This window comes from Enterobacter cloacae complex sp. SHL021, from assembly GCF_049237765.1.
GTDB classification, from domain to species: domain Bacteria; phylum Pseudomonadota; class Gammaproteobacteria; order Enterobacterales; family Enterobacteriaceae; genus Enterobacter; species Enterobacter cloacae.
Window position 1 is genome coordinate 218,116 of sequence record NZ_JBMKJG010000002.1, and the last position, 18,817, is coordinate 236,932.

Annotated in this window: 16 protein-coding genes and 1 pseudogene; 13 read left to right on the plus strand and 4 right to left on the minus strand. The window is 54.4% G+C overall.

What is annotated here, in order from left to right:
• Nucleotides 1-3: 3 nt before the first annotated feature.
• The gene (thrC, locus tag ACOTZF_RS03190; RefSeq protein ID WP_129252055.1) at nucleotides 4-1,290 is read left to right on the plus strand and encodes a threonine synthase; all 1,287 of its coding nucleotides are present in this window, start codon (nucleotides 4-6) and stop codon (nucleotides 1,288-1,290) included.
• 243 nt (nucleotides 1,291-1,533) lie between these two features.
• Nucleotides 1,534-1,827, plus strand: coding sequence for a DUF2502 domain-containing protein (locus ACOTZF_RS03195; protein WP_129252053.1), 294 nt, complete (start codon nucleotides 1,534-1,536; stop codon nucleotides 1,825-1,827).
• A gap of 32 nt (nucleotides 1,828-1,859) precedes the next feature.
• Here ACOTZF_RS03195 and yaaA read toward each other — a convergent pair whose 3' ends face one another.
• A complete protein-coding gene (gene yaaA / locus ACOTZF_RS03200; RefSeq protein WP_013095513.1) occupies nucleotides 1,860-2,633 on the minus strand; it encodes a peroxide stress protein YaaA in 774 nt (257 codons plus the stop codon).
• A 66-nt stretch (nucleotides 2,634-2,699) separates the two neighbouring features.
• On the minus strand, nucleotides 2,700-4,130 hold the full coding sequence (locus tag ACOTZF_RS03205) for an alanine/glycine:cation symporter family protein (RefSeq protein WP_029882677.1): 1,431 nt from the start codon (nucleotides 4,128-4,130) through the stop codon (nucleotides 2,700-2,702).
• Nucleotides 4,131-4,392: 262 nt separating this feature from the next.
• On the opposite strand from ACOTZF_RS03205, the gene tal reads away from it, so the two are divergent.
• From tal to ACOTZF_RS03220, 3 genes are all read left to right on the plus strand, one after another.
• Nucleotides 4,393-5,346 (plus strand): transaldolase, encoded by a 954-nt coding sequence (tal, locus tag ACOTZF_RS03210; RefSeq protein WP_057071055.1) that lies wholly within the window; start codon nucleotides 4,393-4,395, stop codon nucleotides 5,344-5,346.
• Between the two features lie 110 nt (nucleotides 5,347-5,456).
• The gene (mog, locus tag ACOTZF_RS03215; protein WP_013095516.1) at nucleotides 5,457-6,044 is read left to right on the plus strand and encodes a molybdopterin adenylyltransferase; all 588 of its coding nucleotides are present in this window, start codon (nucleotides 5,457-5,459) and stop codon (nucleotides 6,042-6,044) included.
• 122 nt (nucleotides 6,045-6,166) lie between these two features.
• Nucleotides 6,167-7,489, plus strand: a complete 1,323-nt coding sequence (locus ACOTZF_RS03220; protein WP_020688467.1) for an MFS transporter — start codon at nucleotides 6,167-6,169, stop codon at nucleotides 7,487-7,489.
• Here the strand turns inward: ACOTZF_RS03220 and satP are convergent.
• Nucleotides 7,466-8,032 carry an acetate uptake transporter gene (gene satP / locus ACOTZF_RS03225; protein WP_013095518.1) on the minus strand — a complete coding sequence of 189 codons (567 nt, stop codon included), beginning with the start codon at nucleotides 8,030-8,032 and terminating at the stop codon, nucleotides 7,466-7,468. The genes ACOTZF_RS03220 and satP overlap by 24 nt on opposite strands.
• 297 nt (nucleotides 8,033-8,329) lie before the next feature.
• On the opposite strand from satP, the gene dnaK reads away from it, so the two are divergent.
• The 4 genes from dnaK (at nucleotide 8,330) to nhaR (ending at nucleotide 13,781) form a co-directional block, all read left to right on the plus strand.
• A complete protein-coding gene (gene dnaK / locus ACOTZF_RS03230; RefSeq protein WP_129252049.1) occupies nucleotides 8,330-10,243 on the plus strand; it encodes a molecular chaperone DnaK in 1,914 nt (637 codons plus the stop codon).
• 87 nt (nucleotides 10,244-10,330) lie between these two features.
• Nucleotides 10,331-11,476 carry a molecular chaperone DnaJ gene (gene dnaJ / locus ACOTZF_RS03235; RefSeq protein WP_014830600.1) on the plus strand — a complete coding sequence of 382 codons (1,146 nt, stop codon included), beginning with the start codon at nucleotides 10,331-10,333 and terminating at the stop codon, nucleotides 11,474-11,476.
• A 173-nt stretch (nucleotides 11,477-11,649) separates the two neighbouring features.
• The gene (gene nhaA / locus ACOTZF_RS03240; RefSeq protein WP_129252047.1) at nucleotides 11,650-12,825 is read left to right on the plus strand and encodes a Na+/H+ antiporter NhaA; all 1,176 of its coding nucleotides are present in this window, start codon (nucleotides 11,650-11,652) and stop codon (nucleotides 12,823-12,825) included.
• 56 nt (nucleotides 12,826-12,881) lie between these two features.
• Nucleotides 12,882-13,781 carry a transcriptional activator NhaR gene (gene nhaR, locus ACOTZF_RS03245; RefSeq protein WP_020688469.1) on the plus strand — a complete coding sequence of 300 codons (900 nt, stop codon included), beginning with the start codon at nucleotides 12,882-12,884 and terminating at the stop codon, nucleotides 13,779-13,781.
• Between the two features lie 57 nt (nucleotides 13,782-13,838).
• Here nhaR and rpsT read toward each other — a convergent pair whose 3' ends face one another.
• Nucleotides 13,839-14,102, minus strand: a complete 264-nt coding sequence (gene rpsT / locus ACOTZF_RS03250) for a 30S ribosomal protein S20 (RefSeq protein ID WP_003856458.1) — start codon at nucleotides 14,100-14,102, stop codon at nucleotides 13,839-13,841.
• A 101-nt stretch (nucleotides 14,103-14,203) separates the two neighbouring features.
• Between rpsT and ACOTZF_RS03255 the strand changes: the two are divergent.
• From ACOTZF_RS03255 to lspA, 4 genes and pseudogenes are all read left to right on the plus strand, one after another.
• Nucleotides 14,204-14,422, plus strand: a pseudogene (locus ACOTZF_RS03255) (DUF2575 domain-containing protein).
• 7 nt (nucleotides 14,423-14,429) lie between these two features.
• Nucleotides 14,430-15,356, plus strand: coding sequence for a bifunctional riboflavin kinase/FAD synthetase (ribF, locus tag ACOTZF_RS03260; RefSeq protein WP_129252045.1), 927 nt, complete (start codon nucleotides 14,430-14,432; stop codon nucleotides 15,354-15,356).
• A gap of 45 nt (nucleotides 15,357-15,401) precedes the next feature.
• Entirely contained in the window at nucleotides 15,402-18,218 is a 2,817-nt protein-coding gene (gene ileS / locus ACOTZF_RS03265; RefSeq protein ID WP_029882680.1) for an isoleucine--tRNA ligase, read from the plus strand.
• A complete protein-coding gene (gene lspA / locus ACOTZF_RS03270; protein ID WP_013095527.1) occupies nucleotides 18,218-18,718 on the plus strand; it encodes a signal peptidase II in 501 nt (166 codons plus the stop codon). The genes ileS and lspA overlap by 1 nt, the downstream gene beginning before the upstream one ends.
• Nucleotides 18,719-18,817 lie beyond the last annotated feature (99 nt).

Genomic DNA, 18,817 nt, shown 5'->3' on the forward strand with positions numbered 1-18,817 from the left:
CGAATGAAACTCTACAATCTGAAAGATCATAACGAGCAGGTCAGCTTCGCGCAGGCGGTGACTCAGGGACTGGGCAAAAATCAGGGGCTGTTCTTCCCTCACGATCTCCCTGAATTCCAGCTGACCGACATTGATGAGCTGCTGAAGCAGGACTTTGTCACTCGCAGCACAAAAATTTTGTCTGCGTTTATCGGCGACGAAATCCCGCAGGAGTTGCTGGAAGAGCGCGTACGTGCGGCGTTCGCCTTCCCGGCACCGGTTCAGCAGGTTGAGCCGGATGTGGGCTGTCTGGAGCTGTTCCACGGCCCAACGCTGGCGTTTAAAGACTTCGGCGGCCGCTTTATGGCGCAGATGCTTACCCACATCAGCGGCGACAAGCCGGTCACCATTCTGACCGCCACCTCCGGGGATACCGGTGCCGCCGTGGCGCATGCTTTTTACGGTCTGAAGAACGTCCGCGTGGTGATCCTCTATCCGAAAGGCAAGATCAGCCCGCTCCAGGAAAAACTGTTCTGCACCCTCGGCGGTAACATTGAAACCGTGGCGGTAGATGGCGACTTCGATGCCTGTCAGGCACTGGTGAAACAGGCCTTCGATGATGAAGAGCTGAAAGTCGCGCTGGGGCTCAACTCTGCTAACTCCATTAACATCAGCCGCCTGCTGGCGCAGATTTGCTACTACTTCGAAGCGGTTGCCCAACTGCCGCAAGAGGCGCGTAATCAGCTGGTGGTTTCGGTACCGAGCGGAAACTTTGGCGACCTGACCGCGGGCCTGCTGGCGAAATCCCTCGGGCTGCCGGTGAAACGCTTTATTGCGGCGACCAACGCCAACGACACCGTGCCACGCTTCCTGAAAGACGGTAAATGGGCGCCGAACGCGACCCAGGCGACGCTCTCTAACGCGATGGACGTGTCACAGCCAAACAACTGGCCGCGCGTGGAAGAGCTGTTCCGCCGTAAAGTGTGGCGTCTGGGCGATCTGGGCTATGCGGCGGTCACCGATGAAACCACCAAAAGCACTATGCGTGAGCTGAAAGCGGTGGGGTATACCTCTGAACCGCATGCGGCGATTGCTTACCGTGCGCTGCGCGACCAGCTTAATCCTGGCGAGTATGGCCTGTTCCTGGGGACGGCGCATCCGGCAAAATTCAAAGAGAGCGTGGAAGAGATTCTGGGTGAAACGCTGCCGCTGCCGAAAGAGCTGGCGGATCGCGCTGACCTGCCGCTGCTCTCTCATGAGCTGCCAGCGGATTTTGCCGCGCTGCGTAAGCTGATGATGACCCGAGCGTGATTTTTTGCCCGGTGGCGCTGCGCTTACCGGGCCTGCAACAATCTCAATCGTAGGCCGGGTAAGCGAAGCATCACCCGGCTTTTTTGTGAAGAAAATAAGGAGAAAAATAGCAGGGAAAAAGCAGAAATTCCCAATAAATGCGGTCACTTAGCGTTTAGGATTGCAGAGAATAACATCCCCGGTTCCCCTCACGTAATCTCCTTACATCGGCCCACGTTGGGTAAGAATCATAAGGAGTCACCGATGTCTAAACTGAAACCTGCGCTGATTGCGCTTTCACTGATGCTGGTCGCTCCCATGGCGGTACAGGCATCCGAAATCACCCTGGTTCCGGCGGTCAAACTGCAGATTGGCGATCGGGATAATAACGGCCATTACTGGGACGGCGGCCGCTGGCGCGACCATGACTGGTGGAAGGCGCATTATGAGTGGCGCGATAACCACTGGCGTCCACATGATGAGCATCGCGATCGTTACGATCGTCATGACCACCGCCACGACGATCACCGACCAGGCCCGGACTGGAAGCATCACTAATACAAACCCCGCCAGCAGGCGGGGTTGTTTTTTTACTGTTCGTGGCGCTTAAACACCAGTTCCCCTTTCCCTGACGCTTCCTCGTCAAAGAAATACCCCTCGCTGTTGAATCCGGTGAGCTGCTCTGGCTTCGTCAGGCGGTTTTGAATGATGTAGCGGCTCATCAGGCCACGCGCTTTTTTGGCATAGAAACTGATGACCTTAAACTTGCCGTTTTTCTCATCAAGGAAGACCGGTTTAATAATTTCCGCATCGAGCTTTTTCGGCTTCACCGATTTGAAGTATTCATCGGAGGCGAGGTTAATCACCACGTTATCCCCCTGCGCGTGCAGGGCTGCGTTCAGCTTATCGGTGATAATGTCGCCCCAGAAATGGTACAGATCTTTGCCTTTGGCGTTTTCCAGGCGGATGCCCATCTCCAGACGATAGGGCTGCATCAGATCCAGCGGGCGCAGCACGCCGTACAGGCCTGAAAGCATACGCAGATGCTGCTGGGCAAAATCGAAATCGGCTTCGCTGAACTCTTCTGCCTGCAGGCCGGTATAGACATCGCCCTTGAAGGCCAGAAGCGCCTGGCGCGCATTCGCAGGAGTAAAGTCAGGATGCCACTCATGGAAGCGGGTCGCGTTGAGATCGGCGAGCTTATCACTGATGCTCATCAGCGAGGCGATTTGCGGCGCGGAGAGCTTACGCGCCTCGTGAATCAGCTGTTGCGAGTAGTCCAGCAGTTCAGGCTGGGTATAACGCTCGGTCGCGAGCGGGCTCTGGTAGTCGAGCGTTTTTGCAGGTGAAATCAGAATCAGCATATCCAGTCCTTGCAGGAAATTTAAGGCGACTTTAGCAAAAAATCGCCCTGAATTGATCGATAGCTGTTATTGCCGCGGCAAATCATCCCACGTGCCGGGCGCAATCTGCGATTTGATTTCGGGATAGCGCGAGGCGTCAAACACCGGCGGAACCCCCAGCTTGCGCTGGCGAAGGTAGTCCCGGGCGATGAGGGTGACTACGGGCGAGAGCAGCAAAATCGCCGTCAGGTTGGTGATCGCCATCAGCGCCATAATCACGTCCGCCAGTTGCCAGACCACCGGCATGCTAAGCAGAGAACCCACGATGACCATCAGCAACATGCCCAGGCGCAACAGGTTGAGCATGGGGCGAGAGTTGAGCTTCAGGAAAATGAGGTTGTTCTCGGCGTAAAGGTAATTGACGACCATTGAGCTGAAGGCGAACAACAGCAGAATGAGCGAAACAAATCCCGCTCCCCAGCCACCGGTAAGGTTCACCAGCGCCTGCTGAAGAAGCTGTATCCCGCCGGCTTCCGTTGAGTGAGAGATTGGGCCTGCCAGCAGCAAGATCATGGCGCTGGAGGAGCAGATAATAATCGTGTCCGTGAAGACTCCAATCATCTGCACAATGCCTTGCGCGGCCGGGTGAGGGGGCCAGGAAGCGGCCGCCGCCGCGGCATTGGGGGTAGACCCCATTCCGGCTTCGTTAGAGAACATACCGCGCTGAAAACCCGCCATCAGCGCCTGGCTAAAGGTATAGCCCAGCGCACCCGAAGCCGCTTCACGCCAGCCAAAGGCGCTGCTGAAAATGGTCGCAATCACATCCGGCACCTGGTCGATATGCAACGCAGCGACCAGCAGGCTGGCCGCAACCCAGAGCAAGGCCATAATGGGAACCAGCCACTGCATCAGGCGGGCTGTACCCTTAAGACCGGTAGAGATGGTCAGCAGTATGCAGAGGGCTAACCCCGCGCCGGTGAGCCATTCCGGACAGGCGAAGGCATAGCGCAGGGCATGGGCGACAGAATTTGCCTGGACGGTGTTGAAAATCAGGCCATAGGCGACGAGTAAGAAAAGTGAGAACAGCACGCCCATCCAGCGCATTCCTAAGCCGCGCGCCATGTACCAGGCAGGGCCACCGCGAAACTGGCCATGATGATCTTTTTCTTTATAGAGCTGGGCGAGAGAGCATTCGGCAAAGGACGTTGCCATGCCGATAATTGCCGTCACCCACATCCAGAAAACCGCCCCCGGCCCACCGGCGCTGATAGCCAGCGCGACCCCCGCCAGGTTACCGCTGCCAAGCCGTGCCGCAAGGCTGGTGCACAGCGCCTGGAACGAGGTTAATCCACCGGGTTGTGGCGTGACGCTGTTTTTCAGACTTCTGCCAAATTTGCGGATATAACGAAACTGGATAAAACCGCTGCGTAACGTAAACCATATACCTGCTGCCAGAAGCAGGTATATCATTATCGAACCCCAGAGCACTTCGTTAATAAAGAAAAAGAAATCAGGCATTAACGTCCCTCATGTTGATGCCAGGGTAAGGATGTAAGCGCTACCACATATTGGGCGTACTGTTACGTAGCTGCCTCTTAATATTCCGAGTTTATCATACATTGGCTAAGCGCACTGTCTGCGGTTGCGCTACCCCTCTGTCGTGTTATCATCAGGGCAGACCGGTTACATCCCCCTAACAAGTAAACCTGTCATTTTTCCGCTGCAGGCATGCTGTCGGTAGCGTGAATTATCCAGGGCACGTTAAAAGAGAAACACTATCATGACGGATAAATTGACCTCCCTTCGTCAGTTCACCACTGTCGTAGCTGACACCGGAGATATCGCGGCAATGAAGCTGTACCAGCCGCAGGATGCCACAACTAACCCTTCTCTGATCCTTAACGCCGCGCAGATCCCTGAGTATCGCAAACTGATTGACGACGCTGTGACCTGGGCGAAAGCACAGAGCAACGACCGCGCGCAGCAGGTTGTGGATGCCACTGATAAACTGGCAGTGAACATCGGTCTGGAGATCCTTAAACTGGTTCCTGGCCGCATCTCTACCGAAGTGGATGCGCGTCTCTCCTACGACACCGAAGCGTCTATCGCGAAAGCCAAACGTCTGATCAAAATGTATAACGATGCGGGTATCAGCAATGACCGTATCCTGATCAAACTGGCTTCTACCTGGCAGGGTATCCGCGCTGCTGAACAGCTGGAAAAAGACGGTATCAACTGTAACCTGACGCTGCTGTTCTCCTTCGCGCAGGCGCGTGCATGTGCGGAAGCGGGCGTATACCTGATTTCTCCGTTCGTGGGTCGTATTCTGGACTGGTACAAAGCCAATACCGACAAGAAAGAGTACGCCGCGTCTGAAGATCCAGGCGTGATTTCCGTGACTGAAATCTACGAATACTACAAACAGCACGGTTATGAGACCGTTGTTATGGGCGCAAGCTTCCGTAACGTCGGCGAAATCATCGAACTGGCTGGCTGTGACCGCCTGACCATCGCACCAGCGCTGCTGAAAGAGCTGGCTGAGAGCGAAGGTACCATCGAGCGTAAACTGTCTTACATCGGTGAAGTGAAAGCGCGTCCAGAGCGTATCACTGAATCCGAGTTCCTGTGGCAGCACAACCAGGATCCAATGGCGGTAGACAAACTGGCTGACGGTATCCGTAAGTTTGCTATTGACCAGGAAAAACTGGAAAAAATGATCGGCGATCTGCTGTAATCATTCTGCGTGACCGGGCTCCCGGTCACGCGACTTCTTTCGTACTCTGTCTGAAATTCCCCTCTGCGTGTATCATTCCCTTTAATCAGTACTTTTTGAATGGAATGGATATGAATACCTTACGCATCGGCTTAGTGTCGATTTCTGACCGCGCCTCAAGCGGTGTTTATCAGGATAAAGGCATCCCTGCTCTTGAAGAGTGGCTGGGTAGCGCGCTGACCACCCCGTTTGAAATCCAGACCCGCCTGATCCCGGACGAACAGCCGATCATCGAGCAGACGTTGTGTGAGCTGGTGGATGAGATGAGCTGCCACCTGGTGCTGACCACCGGCGGAACCGGTCCTGCACGTCGTGATGTGACACCAGATGCTACGCTTGCTATAGCTGACCGTGAAATGCCGGGCTTCGGTGAACAGATGCGCCAGATTAGCCTGCACTTTGTTCCAACGGCGATCCTCTCCCGTCAGGTGGGGGTGATTCGCAAGCAGGCGCTGATCCTGAATCTGCCGGGCCAGCCTAAGTCGATCAAAGAGACGCTGGAAGGGTTAAAAGCGGATGACGGCAGCGTGATCGTCCATGGGATCTTTGCAAGTGTACCGTATTGTATACAGCTGCTGGACGGGCCGTATGTCGAAACCGATGACAAAGTAGTAGCAGCATTTCGTCCTAAAAGCGCACGCCGCGAAACAATCTCCTGAAAATAATCATTATGTGACATTAGCTGAAGCTGCTGTGGTGTGCTAAAAGTTTTACGGTATAGTAATTTTTTCTTTACGATAGCTGTAATAATAATTCCACAACACACGCTAAATGGTTCGCTATGTCACATAACACCCGACCTCTGAATCGACAGGACTACAAAACTCTTACGCTCGCGGCCCTGGGCGGCGCGCTGGAGTTTTACGATTTCATCATCTTTGTTTTCTTTGCCGCTGTGGTGGGGGAGTTGTTCTTCCCGGCGGATATCCCGGAATGGCTGCGTCAGGTGCAAACCTTCGGTATTTTTGCTGCTGGGTATCTGGCGCGTCCTCTTGGGGGGATTGTGATGGCGCACTTTGGCGATCTTGTCGGGCGCAAAAAGATGTTTACCCTCAGTATCCTGCTGATGGCCGTGCCGACGTTGGCCATTGGTCTGCTGCCAACCTACGCCTCGATGGGCATTCTCGCCCCGTTATTGTTGCTGCTGATGCGTATTCTTCAGGGGGCGGCCATCGGCGGTGAAGTGCCGGGGGCGTGGGTGTTTGTCGCGGAGCATGTTCCGGCGCGCCGCATTGGTATCGCCTGCGGAACCTTAACCGCGGGGCTAACGGTGGGGATTTTGCTCGGTTCCGTGGTCGCGACAATTGTGAATACCAGCATGACGCAACAGGCCGTACACGACTGGGGCTGGCGTCTGCCGTTCCTGCTGGGCGGGGCGTTTGGCCTGGTGGCGATGTACCTGCGCCGTTGGCTCCAGGAGACACCGATTTTCCTCGAAATGCAGCAGCGCAAAGCGCTGGCACAAGAGTTGCCCGTTAAAGCCGTCGTGGTGCGTCATAAAAAAGCGGTGGTGGTGTCGATGCTGCTTACCTGGTTGCTCTCGGCAGGCATTGTGGTGGTGATTTTGATGTCGCCGGTCTGGCTGCAAAAGCAGTACGGCTTTGCCCCGGCGGTGACCTTACAGGCGAACAGTATCGCCACGGTTATGCTCTGCTTCGGCTGCCTGGCCGCCGGGCTGGCTGCGGATCGTTTCGGTGCCAGCGTAACCTTTATCGTTGGCAGCCTGTTACTGGCGGGCTCAAGCTGGGCGTTTTACCATCTGGCCGGGAGTCATCCTGAACAGCTGTTCCTTTTATACGGCGTGGTAGGGCTGTGCGTTGGCGTGGTGGGGGCGGTGCCTTATGTGATGGTTCGGGCCTTCCCGCCAGAAGTCCGCTTCACCGGCATCTCATTCTCATACAATGTTTCATATGCCATCTTCGGTGGACTGACGCCGATTGCGGTTACGGTATTGATGGGCGTGTCACCGCTGGCACCTGCCTGGTATGTGCTGGCGTTGTCGCTGATGGGGCTGGTGTTGGGGATTTGGCTTCGCCAGATGGGAGAATGTCGTGCCCGCGAGGCGGACACGACAGAGGGATCAGTGTTTTTCACCAATCGGTAAAATGGTGCGGTCAAACTGCTCGTTCAGCACTTCACCCATTGCCAGGTAGATAGCGCTTGCGCCGCAAACCAGACCAATCCAGCCTGCAACGTGAACGATGCCTTCGTTGTCCACCAGATGACCAATCGCCAGCAGGGCGAACAGCACGGTCAGGCTCAGGAAGACAAACTGCAGTGCGCGGTTACCCTTGAGGGTGCCGAAGAACATGAACAGGGTGAAGACACCCCACAGGCCCAGGTAAACGCCCAGGAAATGGGCGTTTGCCGCCTCTGCCAGGCCCATTTTAGGCATCAGCAGAATGGCGACCAGGGTCAGCCAGAAGGAACCGTAAGAGGTAAAGGCGGTTAAGCCGAAGGTATTGCCTTTCTTATATTCCAGCAGGCCCGCGAAGATTTGCGCGATACCGCCGTAAAAAATGCCCATCGCCAGGATAATGCCATCCATCGGGAACATCCCGATGTTGTGCAGGTTCAGCAGAATGGTGGTCATGCCAAAACCCATCAGGCCCAGCGGAGCCGGATTAGCCAACTTAGTGTTGCCCATAAGTCCTCAAAAAAATCATCATTAATATGGTGAAATGGTTAAACCCGCGACAGTACTCCCTGAAGGGGCGCGGCATCATAATGGGCGCAAACGATGCCGTCTATGATCTCGTCAGGGTGAAATTAAAATTTTTTTTATCCTTCCCCCCTTGATGGATGACGTTGCGACCCCATCTTGTAAGCAACCGCAGTGTGTGGACCTGAAAAAAATCAAATCTGGGCAGTTGAAAAAGCACGTTCTGCCCTTATTACAGGTACACAACCACATGTTGACTGAATTTTTAGTGGAGACGTTTAGATGGGTAAAATTATTGGTATCGACCTGGGTACTACCAACTCTTGTGTAGCGATTATGGATGGCACTACTGCACGTGTGCTGGAGAACGCCGAGGGCGATCGCACCACGCCTTCTATCATTGCCTATACCCAGGATGGTGAAACTCTGGTTGGTCAGCCGGCTAAACGTCAGGCAGTGACGAACCCGCAAAACACCCTGTTTGCGATTAAACGCCTGATTGGCCGCCGCTTCCAGGACGAAGAAGTTCAGCGTGACGTTTCTATCATGCCTTACAAAATCATCGCAGCAGATAACGGCGATGCATGGCTTGATGTGAAAGGCACCAAAACAGCACCACCTCAGATCTCTGCTGAAGTGCTGAAAAAAATGAAGAAAACCGCAGAAGATTACCTGGGTGAGCCGGTAACTGAAGCAGTTATCACCGTTCCTGCGTACTTCAACGATGCTCAGCGTCAGGCAACTAAAGATGCTGGCCGTATCGCAGGTCTGGAAGTAAAACGTATCATCAACGAACCAACCGCTGCTGCTCTGGCTTACGGTCTGGATAAAGAAGTTGGCAACCGTACTATCGCGGTTTACGACCTGGGTGGTGGTACCTTCGATATCTCTATTATCGAAATCGACGAAGTAGACGGCGAAAAAACCTTCGAAGTTCTGGCAACCAACGGTGATACGCACCTGGGTGGTGAAGACTTCGATACCCGTCTGATCAACTATCTCGTTGACGAATTTAAGAAAGATCAGGGCATTGACCTGCGTAACGACCCGCTGGCTATGCAGCGCCTGAAAGAAGCCGCTGAGAAAGCGAAGATCGAACTCTCTTCCGCTCAGCAGACCGACGTGAACCTGCCGTACATTACTGCAGACGCGACCGGTCCTAAGCACATGAACATCAAAGTGACCCGTGCGAAACTGGAAAGCCTGGTAGAAGACCTGGTGAACCGTTCTATCGAGCCACTGAAAGTTGCACTGCAGGATGCTGGCCTGTCCGTGTCTGATATCAACGACGTTATCCTCGTTGGTGGCCAGACCCGTATGCCAATGGTTCAGAAGAAAGTGGCTGAATTCTTTGGTAAAGAACCACGTAAAGACGTTAACCCGGATGAAGCAGTGGCAATTGGTGCTGCGGTTCAGGGCGGCGTGTTGACCGGTGATGTTAAAGACGTTCTGCTGCTGGACGTTACCCCACTGTCTCTGGGTATCGAGACCATGGGTGGCGTAATGACGGCACTGATCAGCAAAAACACCACCATCCCAACCAAGCACAGCCAGGTGTTCTCTACCGCTGAAGATAACCAGTCTGCGGTAACCATCCATGTGCTGCAGGGTGAGCGTAAGCGTGCGTCTGATAACAAATCTCTGGGTCAGTTCAACCTGGATGGTATTAACCCGGCACCACGCGGCATGCCGCAGATCGAAGTGACCTTCGATATCGATGCTGACGGTATTCTGCACGTTTCCGCGAAAGACAAAAACAGCGGTAAAGAGCAGAAGATCACCATTAAGGCCTCTTCCGGTCTGAACGAGGAAGAGATCCAGAAAATGGTTCGTGAAGCGGAAGCCAACGCGGAATCTGACCGTAAGTTCGAAGAACTGGTTCAGACCCGTAACCAGGGCGACCATCTGCTGCACAGCACCCGTAAGCAGGTTGAAGAAGCAGGCGATAAACTGCCAGCGGAAGACAAAACTGCTATCGAAGCTGCACTGAGCGCGCTGGAAACGTCTCTGAAAGGCGAAGACAAAGCGGATATCGAAGCGAAGATGCAGGAGCTGGCACAGGCTTCTCAGAAGCTGATGGAAATCGCTCAGCAGCAGCACGCACAGCAGCAGGCGGGCGCTGATGCTTCCCAGAACAACGCGAAAGACGACGACGTTGTCGACGCTGAGTTCGAAGAAGTGAAAGATAAAAAATAATCGCCCTGATGCAGGGTAATTAATCGGCACGGGCGTAGGAGAACTCTCCACGCCCGTGCTCGCATGTTAAGGGGCTTAAAAAAACCAATGGCAAAGCAAGACTATTACGAGATTTTAGGCGTTCCGAAAACTGCGGAAGAGCGTGAAATCAAAAAGGCGTATAAGCGCCTGGCCATGAAATTCCACCCGGATCGCAACCAGGGTGACAAAGAGGCTGAAGCTAAATTTAAAGAGATCAAAGAAGCCTACGAAGTCCTGACCGATGCACAAAAACGTGCGGCCTATGACCAGTACGGTCACGCAGCCTTTGAACAGGGCGGCATGGGTGGCGGTGGATTCGGTGGCGGCGGCTTTGGCGGCGGCGCTGATTTCAGCGATATCTTTGGCGACGTTTTCGGCGATATTTTCGGTGGTGGCCGCGGTCGTCAACGCGCAGCGCGTGGTGCGGATCTGCGCTACAACATGGAGCTGACGCTGGAAGAGGCCGTTCGCGGTGTCACCAAAGAGATCCGTATCCCGACGCTGGAAGAGTGTGACGTTTGCCATGGCAGCGGTGCGAAAGCGGGTACGCAGCCACAAACCTGTCCAACCTGTCACGGTTCCGGTCAGGTGCAGATGCGTCAGGGCTTTTTCGCAGTTCAGCAGGCATGTCCGCACTGTCATGGTCGTGGGACGCTGATTAAAGATCCATGCACCAAATGCCACGGCCACGGTCGCGTTGAGAAAACCAAAACCCTGTCCGTTAAAATCCCAGCTGGCGTAGATACGGGTGACCGCATCCGTCTGGCAGGTGAAGGCGAAGCAGGTGAGCACGGCGCACCAGCAGGCGATCTGTACGTTCAGGTGCAGGTGAAACAGCACGCTATCTTTGAGCGTGAAGGCAACAACCTCTACTGTGAAGTCCCGATCAACTTTGCTATGGCAGCGCTCGGTGGCGAAATTGAAGTGCCTACACTGGATGGGCGCGTGAACCTGAAAATCCCAGGCGAAACGCAGACCGGTAAGCTGTTCCGCATGCGCGGTAAAGGCGTGAAATCCGTTCGCGGTGGTGCGCAGGGCGACCTGCTGTGCCGCGTGGTGGTTGAAACCCCGGTTGGCCTGAACGACAAGCAGAAGCAGCTGTTAAAAGAGCTGCAGGAAAGCTTTGGCGGCCCGACGGGTGAGAAAAACAGCCCACGCTCCAAAAGCTTCTTCGATGGCGTCAAAAAATTCTTCGATGATTTGACCCGCTAAATCGTTAGCTGGTAACTATCCTTTAAAAACCCGGAAGCGATTCCGGGTTTTTTGTTTCTTGTTCAAAAGCTCGGTTAAACTGAGTATATATTCAATATTAATCTGTTTTTACCGATTTGTTTGCGCTGATATTATGGTTTTATCGAGGTATTGTTGTAAAAGAGAGAATTAACGTGAAATTACTACACCGTTTTTTTAGCAGTGAAGCATCCGGCGGCGTGATCCTGATTATTGCTGCTGCGGCCGCGATGCTGCTCGCCAACATGGGCATGACGCGCGATCTCTATCACGCATTTCTGGAAACGCCCGTCGAGCTTAAGGTCGGCGCGCTGGAAATTAACAAGAACATGCTGCTGTGGATCAACGATGCGCTGATGGCGGTGTTCTTCCTGCTGGTGGGGCTTGAGGTGAAACGTGAGCTGGTGATGGGCTCGTTAGCCAGCCGCCAGCGCGCAGCGTTTCCGGTGATCGCCGCCATTGGCGGGATGGTCGTTCCGGCGCTGCTCTTCCTCGCGTTTGCCTGGCAGGATCCTGTCGCGCGTGACGGGTGGGCGATCCCGGCGGCAACGGATATCGCGTTTGCGCTTGGCGTTTTAGCGTTGCTCGGGAGCCGGGTTCCGGTTGCACTGAAAATCTTCCTGATGGCGCTGGCGATCATTGATGACCTGGGGGCGATCGTCATTATCGCGCTGTTCTACACCAGCGATCTGTCGATTCTGTCGCTGAGCGTGGCAGCAGGGGCGATTGCAGTCCTGGCGCTGTTGAACATTTTCAATGTCCGTCGCATTGGAATTTACATCCTTGTGGGGATGGTGTTGTGGACGGCGGTGCTGAAATCGGGTGTCCATGCCACGCTGGCCGGGGTGATCGTCGGCTTCTTTGTGCCGCTTAAGCCGCAGGAGGGTAAATCACCGGCCAAACAACTGGAGCATGTGCTGCACCCGTGGGTCGCATTTATGATCCTGCCGCTGTTTGCGTTTGCCAACGCGGGTGTTTCCCTGGGAGGGGTTACGCTGGAGGGGCTCACTTCCGTGCTGCCGCTGGGTATTATTGCCGGGCTGTTTATTGGTAAACCGCTGGGGATCAGCCTGTTCTGCTGGCTGGCGCTGAAGCTTAAGCTGGCAACGTTGCCGAACGGCACAACATTTGGTCAGATTATGGCGGTCGGTGTGCTGTGCGGTATCGGATTTACCATGTCGATCTTTATCTCGACGCTGGCGTTTGGTGCAAACGCGCCTGAGCTGATTATCTGGGCAAAACTCGCCATTCTTATCGGTTCATTACTGGCCGCAGTTATTGGTTATACCTTATTGAAGGTGAAGTTGTCCGGGCAGGCCGTCCAGGCATAACGGAAAACCGGGAGGAGGTCATTCTTCTCCCGATACACTCAGGGAGAGAAGACGCGATGTCTCATTTGAATTACAACCATCTTTATTACTTCTGGCATGTTTACAAACAAGGCTCGGTGGTCGGGGCGGCAGAAGCTCTTTTTCTGACGCCACAAACTATCACCGGGCAAATCAAAGCTCTGGAAGAACGCCTGCAAGGCAAGCTGTTCAAGCGTAAAGGACGTGGGATAGAGCCAAGCGAGTTGGGTGAACTGGTTTTTCGCTATGCGGACAAGATGTTTACCCTGAGCCAGGAGATGCTGGATATCGTCAACTACCGCAAAGAGTCTAATTTGCTGTTTGACGTGGGCGTGGCGGATGCCCTCTCGAAACGGCTGGTGAGTGGCGTGCTGGATGCGGCGGTGGTTGAAGACGAACAGATCCATTTGCGCTGTTTTGAATCCACACACGAAATGCTGCTGGAGCAGTTGAGCCAGCATAAACTGGATATGATTATCTCGGATTGCCCCATCGACTCCACGCAGCAGGAGGGGCTGTTCTCAGTCAAGATTGGTGAATGCGGGGTAAGCTTCTGGTGCATCAACCCGCCTCCGGAAAAACCGTTCCCTGCCTGTCTGGAAGAACGCCGCTTGCTGGTGCCGGGAAGGCGCTCCATGCTGGGGCGTAAGCTGCAGAACTGGTTTAACTCTCAGGGGCTGAACGTGGAGATCCTCGGTGAGTTCGATGATGCAGCACTGATGAAAGCGTTTGGTGAGGCGCACAACGCAATCTTTGTTGCGCCGACGCTGTACATGCACGATCTCTATTCAGATAACAAGATTACCGAGATTGGCAGAGTCGATAACGTCATGGAGGAGTATCACGCCATCTTCGCCGAAAGGATGATTCAACACCCGGCGGTGCAGCGTATCTGTAACCGCGACTACTCGGCGCTGTTTACCCCGCCAGCAAACTGAAGGTATAAAAAAACCCGCGTTAAGCGGGTTCTTTAAACAAGCAACAACAAGCGGCGATTAAGCCAGTTTGTTGATCTGCGCGGTCAGGTTTGCTTTATGACGCGCTGCTTTGTTTTTGTGGATCAGACCTTTAGCAGCCTGACGATCCACGATTGGTTGCATTTCGTTAAATGCGTTCTGCGCTGCAGCTTTGTCGCCAGCTTCGATTGCTGCGTATACTTTCTTGATGAAAGTACGCATCATAGAGCGACGGCTTGCGTTGTGCTTACGAGCCTTTTCAGACTGAACGGCACGTTTCTTAGCTGATTTGATATTAGCCAAGTCCAACTCCCAAATATGATCTATGTGGACAATTCAAAGGCCGAGGAATATGCCCTCTTTGCCTTCTTTTGTCAATGGATTTGTGCAAATAAGCGCCGTTAATTAGCGACGCTACGTTACGTAGTGATGGCGCAGGATTCTACCAGCTTGTCTTTCGTGAATACAGCTTTTCGGCATAAAAATCGCAGTTCCCGGACAGATTTTTTTGCTGTGAAAGGTCAGCATGATGAAATCATTACGGCTTTCTGTTTTGTGCAGACAATCGTCGGTTAACCTTAATCGCTGTACAAGGTATACTTTGGCGATTTTCACTGTTTTGAGCCAGACATGAAGCTGATACGCGGCATACATAATCTCAGCAAAGCCCCCCACGGGTGCGTGCTGACCATTGGTAATTTCGACGGCGTGCATCGTGGGCATCAGGCGCTGTTGCAGGGATTGCGTAAAGAAGGGGAGGCACGTGGCCTGCCCGTGGTAGTGATGATTTTCGAGCCGCAGCCGCTGGAACTGTTCGCGGGCGATAAATCGCCTGCCCGACTTACTCGCCTGCGCGAGAAGTTGCGCTATCTGGCACAGTCCGGTGTGGACTACGTATTGTGTGTCCGTTTTGATCGTCGTTTTGCCGCGCTGACAGCACAAAATTTCGTCGGCGACCTGTTGGTCAAGCGCCTTGGCGTGCAGTTTCTCGCCGTGGGTGATGATTTCCGCTTTGGCGCTGGTCGTCAGGGCGATTTCTTGCTATTACAGAAGGCTGGCCTGGAATATGGTTTTGACGTCACCAGCGCGATGACCTTTTGCGAAGGTGGCGTGCGCGTCAGCAGTACGGCGGTTCGTCAGGCGCTGGCCAATGATGAACTGGAAACCGCAGAGAATTTGCTGGGGCATCCGTTTACCATTTCTGGTCGTGTGGTTCATGGCGATGCGCTGGGCCGTACGATAGGTTTCCCGACGGCGAATATACCGCTGCGTCGTCAGGTCTCCCCGGTTAAAGGGGTATATGCGGTGGAAGTGGCTGGACTGGGCGAGAAACCTTTTTACGGTGTCGCCAATATTGGCACACGTCCTACGGTCGCCGGTGTGCGGCAGCAGCTAGAAGTGCATCTGCTGGACGTTGTAATGGACCTCTACGGTCGCCATATAGATGTCATACTGCGTAAAAAAATACGCAATGAGCAGCGATTTGCCTCGCTGGATGAACTAAAAGCGCAAATCGCGCGAGATGAATTAACGGCCCGCGAGTTTTTTGGGCTTTGAACCCGGCTTAAATGCCTACGTGATAAATACGGAACCGAGAATCTGATGAGTGACTATAAATCAACCCTGAATTTGCCGGAAACAGGGTTCCCGATGCGCGGCGATCTCGCCAAGCGCGAACCGGGAATGCTGGCGCGTTGGACCGATGATGACCTGTACGGCATCATCCGTGCAGCCAAGAAAGGCAAAAAAACCTTCATTCTGCATGATGGCCCTCCATATGCGAATGGCAGCATTCATATTGGTCACTCTGTAAACAAGATTCTGAAAGACATTATCGTGAAGTCCAAAGGACTCGCGGGATATGACTCGCCTTACGTTCCGGGTTGGGACTGCCACGGTCTGCCGATTGAACTGAAAGTTGAGCAGGAATTTGGTAAGCCGGGTGAGAAATTCACCGCGGCGGAATTCCGTGCGAAATGCCGTGAATACGCGGCCACTCAGGTTGACGGCCAGCGTGCAGACTTTATTCGTCTGGGCGTGCTGGGCGACTGGTCGCATCCGTACCTGACCATGGACTTCAAAACCGAAGCCAACATCATCCGTGCGCTGGGTAAAATCATCGGCAATGGCCACCTGCACAAAGGCGCGAAGCCGGTGCACTGGTGCGTGGACTGCCGTTCTGCGCTGGCAGAAGCAGAAGTTGAGTATTACGACAAAACCTCGCCTTCAATCGACGTGGCCTTCGAAGCGGTCGATCAGGATGCGATCAAAGGTAAATTCGGTCTGCCGGGCGTAAGCGGCCCGATCTCGCTGGTTATCTGGACCACCACCCCATGGACGCTGCCTGCTAACCGTGCAATCTCCCTCTCCGGTGAGTTCGAATATGCACTGGTTCAGATTGACGGTCAGGCGCTGATCCTGGCGAAAGATCTGGTGGAAAGCGTGCTGAAACGCGCGAACATCACCGACTACACCGTGCTGGGCACCGTGAAGGGCGACGCGCTGGAGCTGATGCGTTTCAAACACCCGTTCCTGGACTTCGACGTTCCGGCAATCCTGGGCGACCACGTGACGCTGGAAGCCGGTACCGGTGCAGTACATACCGCCGGTGGTCACGGTCCTGACGACTACAACATCAGCCTGAAATATGGTCTGGAAATCGCGAACCCGGTAGGGCCGGACGGATCATACCTGCCTGGTACGTATCCATCGCTGGACGGTATCAACGTCTTCAAAGCGAACGACATCATCGTGGAGATGCTGCGTGAGCGCGGCGCGCTGTTGCACGTTGAGAAAATGCAGCACAGCTACCCGTGCTGCTGGCGTCACAAGACGCCGATCATCTTCCGTGCGACCCCACAGTGGTTCGTCAGCATGGATCAGAAAGGCCTGCGCGAGCAGTCTCTGAAAGAGATCAAAGGCGTGCAGTGGATCCCGGACTGGGGCCAGGCACGTATTGAATCCATGGTGGCTAACCGTCCTGACTGGTGTATCTCCCGTCAGCGTACCTGGGGCGTGCCGATGTCGCTGTTCGTGCATAAAGAGACGCACGAACTGCACCCGAACACGCTGGAACTGATGGAAGAAGTGGCGAAGCGTGTTGAAGTTGATGGCATTCAGGCGTGGTGGGATCTCGATGCCCGCGATATCCTGGGCGCTGACGCGGACAACTACGAAAAAGTGCCAGATACCCTGGACGTGTGGTTCGACTCCGGGTCTACTCACGCCTCCGTGGTTGACGTGCGCCCTGAGTTTGCCGGTCACGCGGCTGATATGTATCTGGAAGGTTCTGACCAACACCGTGGCTGGTTCATGTCATCCCTGATGATCTCCACCGCCATGAAAGGTAAAGCTCCTTACCGTCAGGTACTGACCCACGGTTTCACCGTTGATGGTCAGGGCCGTAAGATGTCCAAATCTATCGGTAATACCGTTTCTCCGCAGGACGTGATGAACAAACTGGGCGCAGACATTCTGCGTCTGTGGGTGGCATCTACCGACTATACCGGCGAAATGGCGGTATCAGATGAGATCCTGAAACGTGCTGCTGACAGCTATCGTCGTATCCGTAACACCGCGCGCTTCCTGCTGGCGAACCTGAATGGTTTCGATCCGGCAAAAGACATGGTGAAACCGGAAGAGATGGTGGTGCTGGATCGCTGGGCGGTAGGCTGTGCGAAAGCGGCGCAGGAAGATATCGTTAAGGCATATGAGTCTTACGATTTCCATGAAGTGGTGCAGCGCCTGATGCGCTTCTGCTCCATCGAGATGGGCTCGTTCTACCTCGACATCATCAAAGATCGCCAGTACACCGCGAAAGCGGACAGCGTGGCGCGTCGTAGCTGCCAGACTGCGCTGTATCACATCGCAGAAGCACTGGTGCGCTGGATGGCGCCAATTATGTCCTTCACCGCGGATGAAATCTGGGGCTACCTGCCAGGTGAGCGTGAGAAGTATGTCTTTACCGGCGAGTGGTACGAAGGTCTGTTCGATCTCTCCAGTACCGAAGCGATGAACGATGCCTTCTGGGACGAGCTGCTGAAAGTGCGTGGCGAAGTGAACAAGGTCATCGAACAGGCGCGTGCTGACAAGAAAGTCGGTGGTTCTCTGGAAGCGGCAGTGACCCTGTACGCAGAACCTGAGCTGGCGGCCAAACTGACGGCGCTGGGCGATGAATTACGATTTGTCCTGTTGACCTCTGGTGCGAAAGTTGCGGATTATGCCGACGCTTCTGCTGATGCTCAGCAGAGCGAACTGCTTAAAGGACTGAAAGTCGCACTGAGCAAAGCCGAAGGTGAGAAGTGCCCGCGCTGCTGGCACTACACCACCGATGTCGGCCAGGTGGCGGAACACGCAGACATCTGCGGACGCTGTGTAAGCAACGTCGCCGGTGACGGCGAAAAACGTAAGTTTGCCTGATGAGTAAAACTCTCTGTTCAACAGGACTGCGCTGGCTGTGGCTGGTTGTGGTGGTGCTGATTATTGATCTGGGCAGCAAGTTCCTGATCCTCCAGAACTTTGCTCTGGGGGATACGGTTCCGCTGTTCCCGTCGCTTAATCTGCACTATGCGCGTAACTATGGCGCAGCGTTTAGCTTCCTTGCTGACAGCGGTGGCTGGCAGCGCTGGTTCTTTGCGGGTATTGCTATCGGTATCTGTGTGGTGCTGGCGGTGCTGATGTACCGTTCGAAAGCGACGCAAAAGCTGAATAACATCGCCTATGCGCTGATCATTGGCGGCGCGTTAGGTAACCTGTTCGATCGCCTGTGGCATGGCTTTGTGGTCGATATGATCGACTTCTACGTCGGCGACTGGCACTTTGCGACCTTTAACCTCGCCGATAGCGCAATTTGTATCGGTGCGGCGTTAATCGTGCTGGAAGGTTTCTTGCCGAAACCCGCCGCGAAAGAGCAGGCTTAATTGTAAATGCCGGGTGGCGCTGCGCTTACCCGGCCTACAGAATTTGTGGCCTCCCGTAGGCCCGGTAAGCGCAGCGCCACCGGGCAACAGGTGACCCAA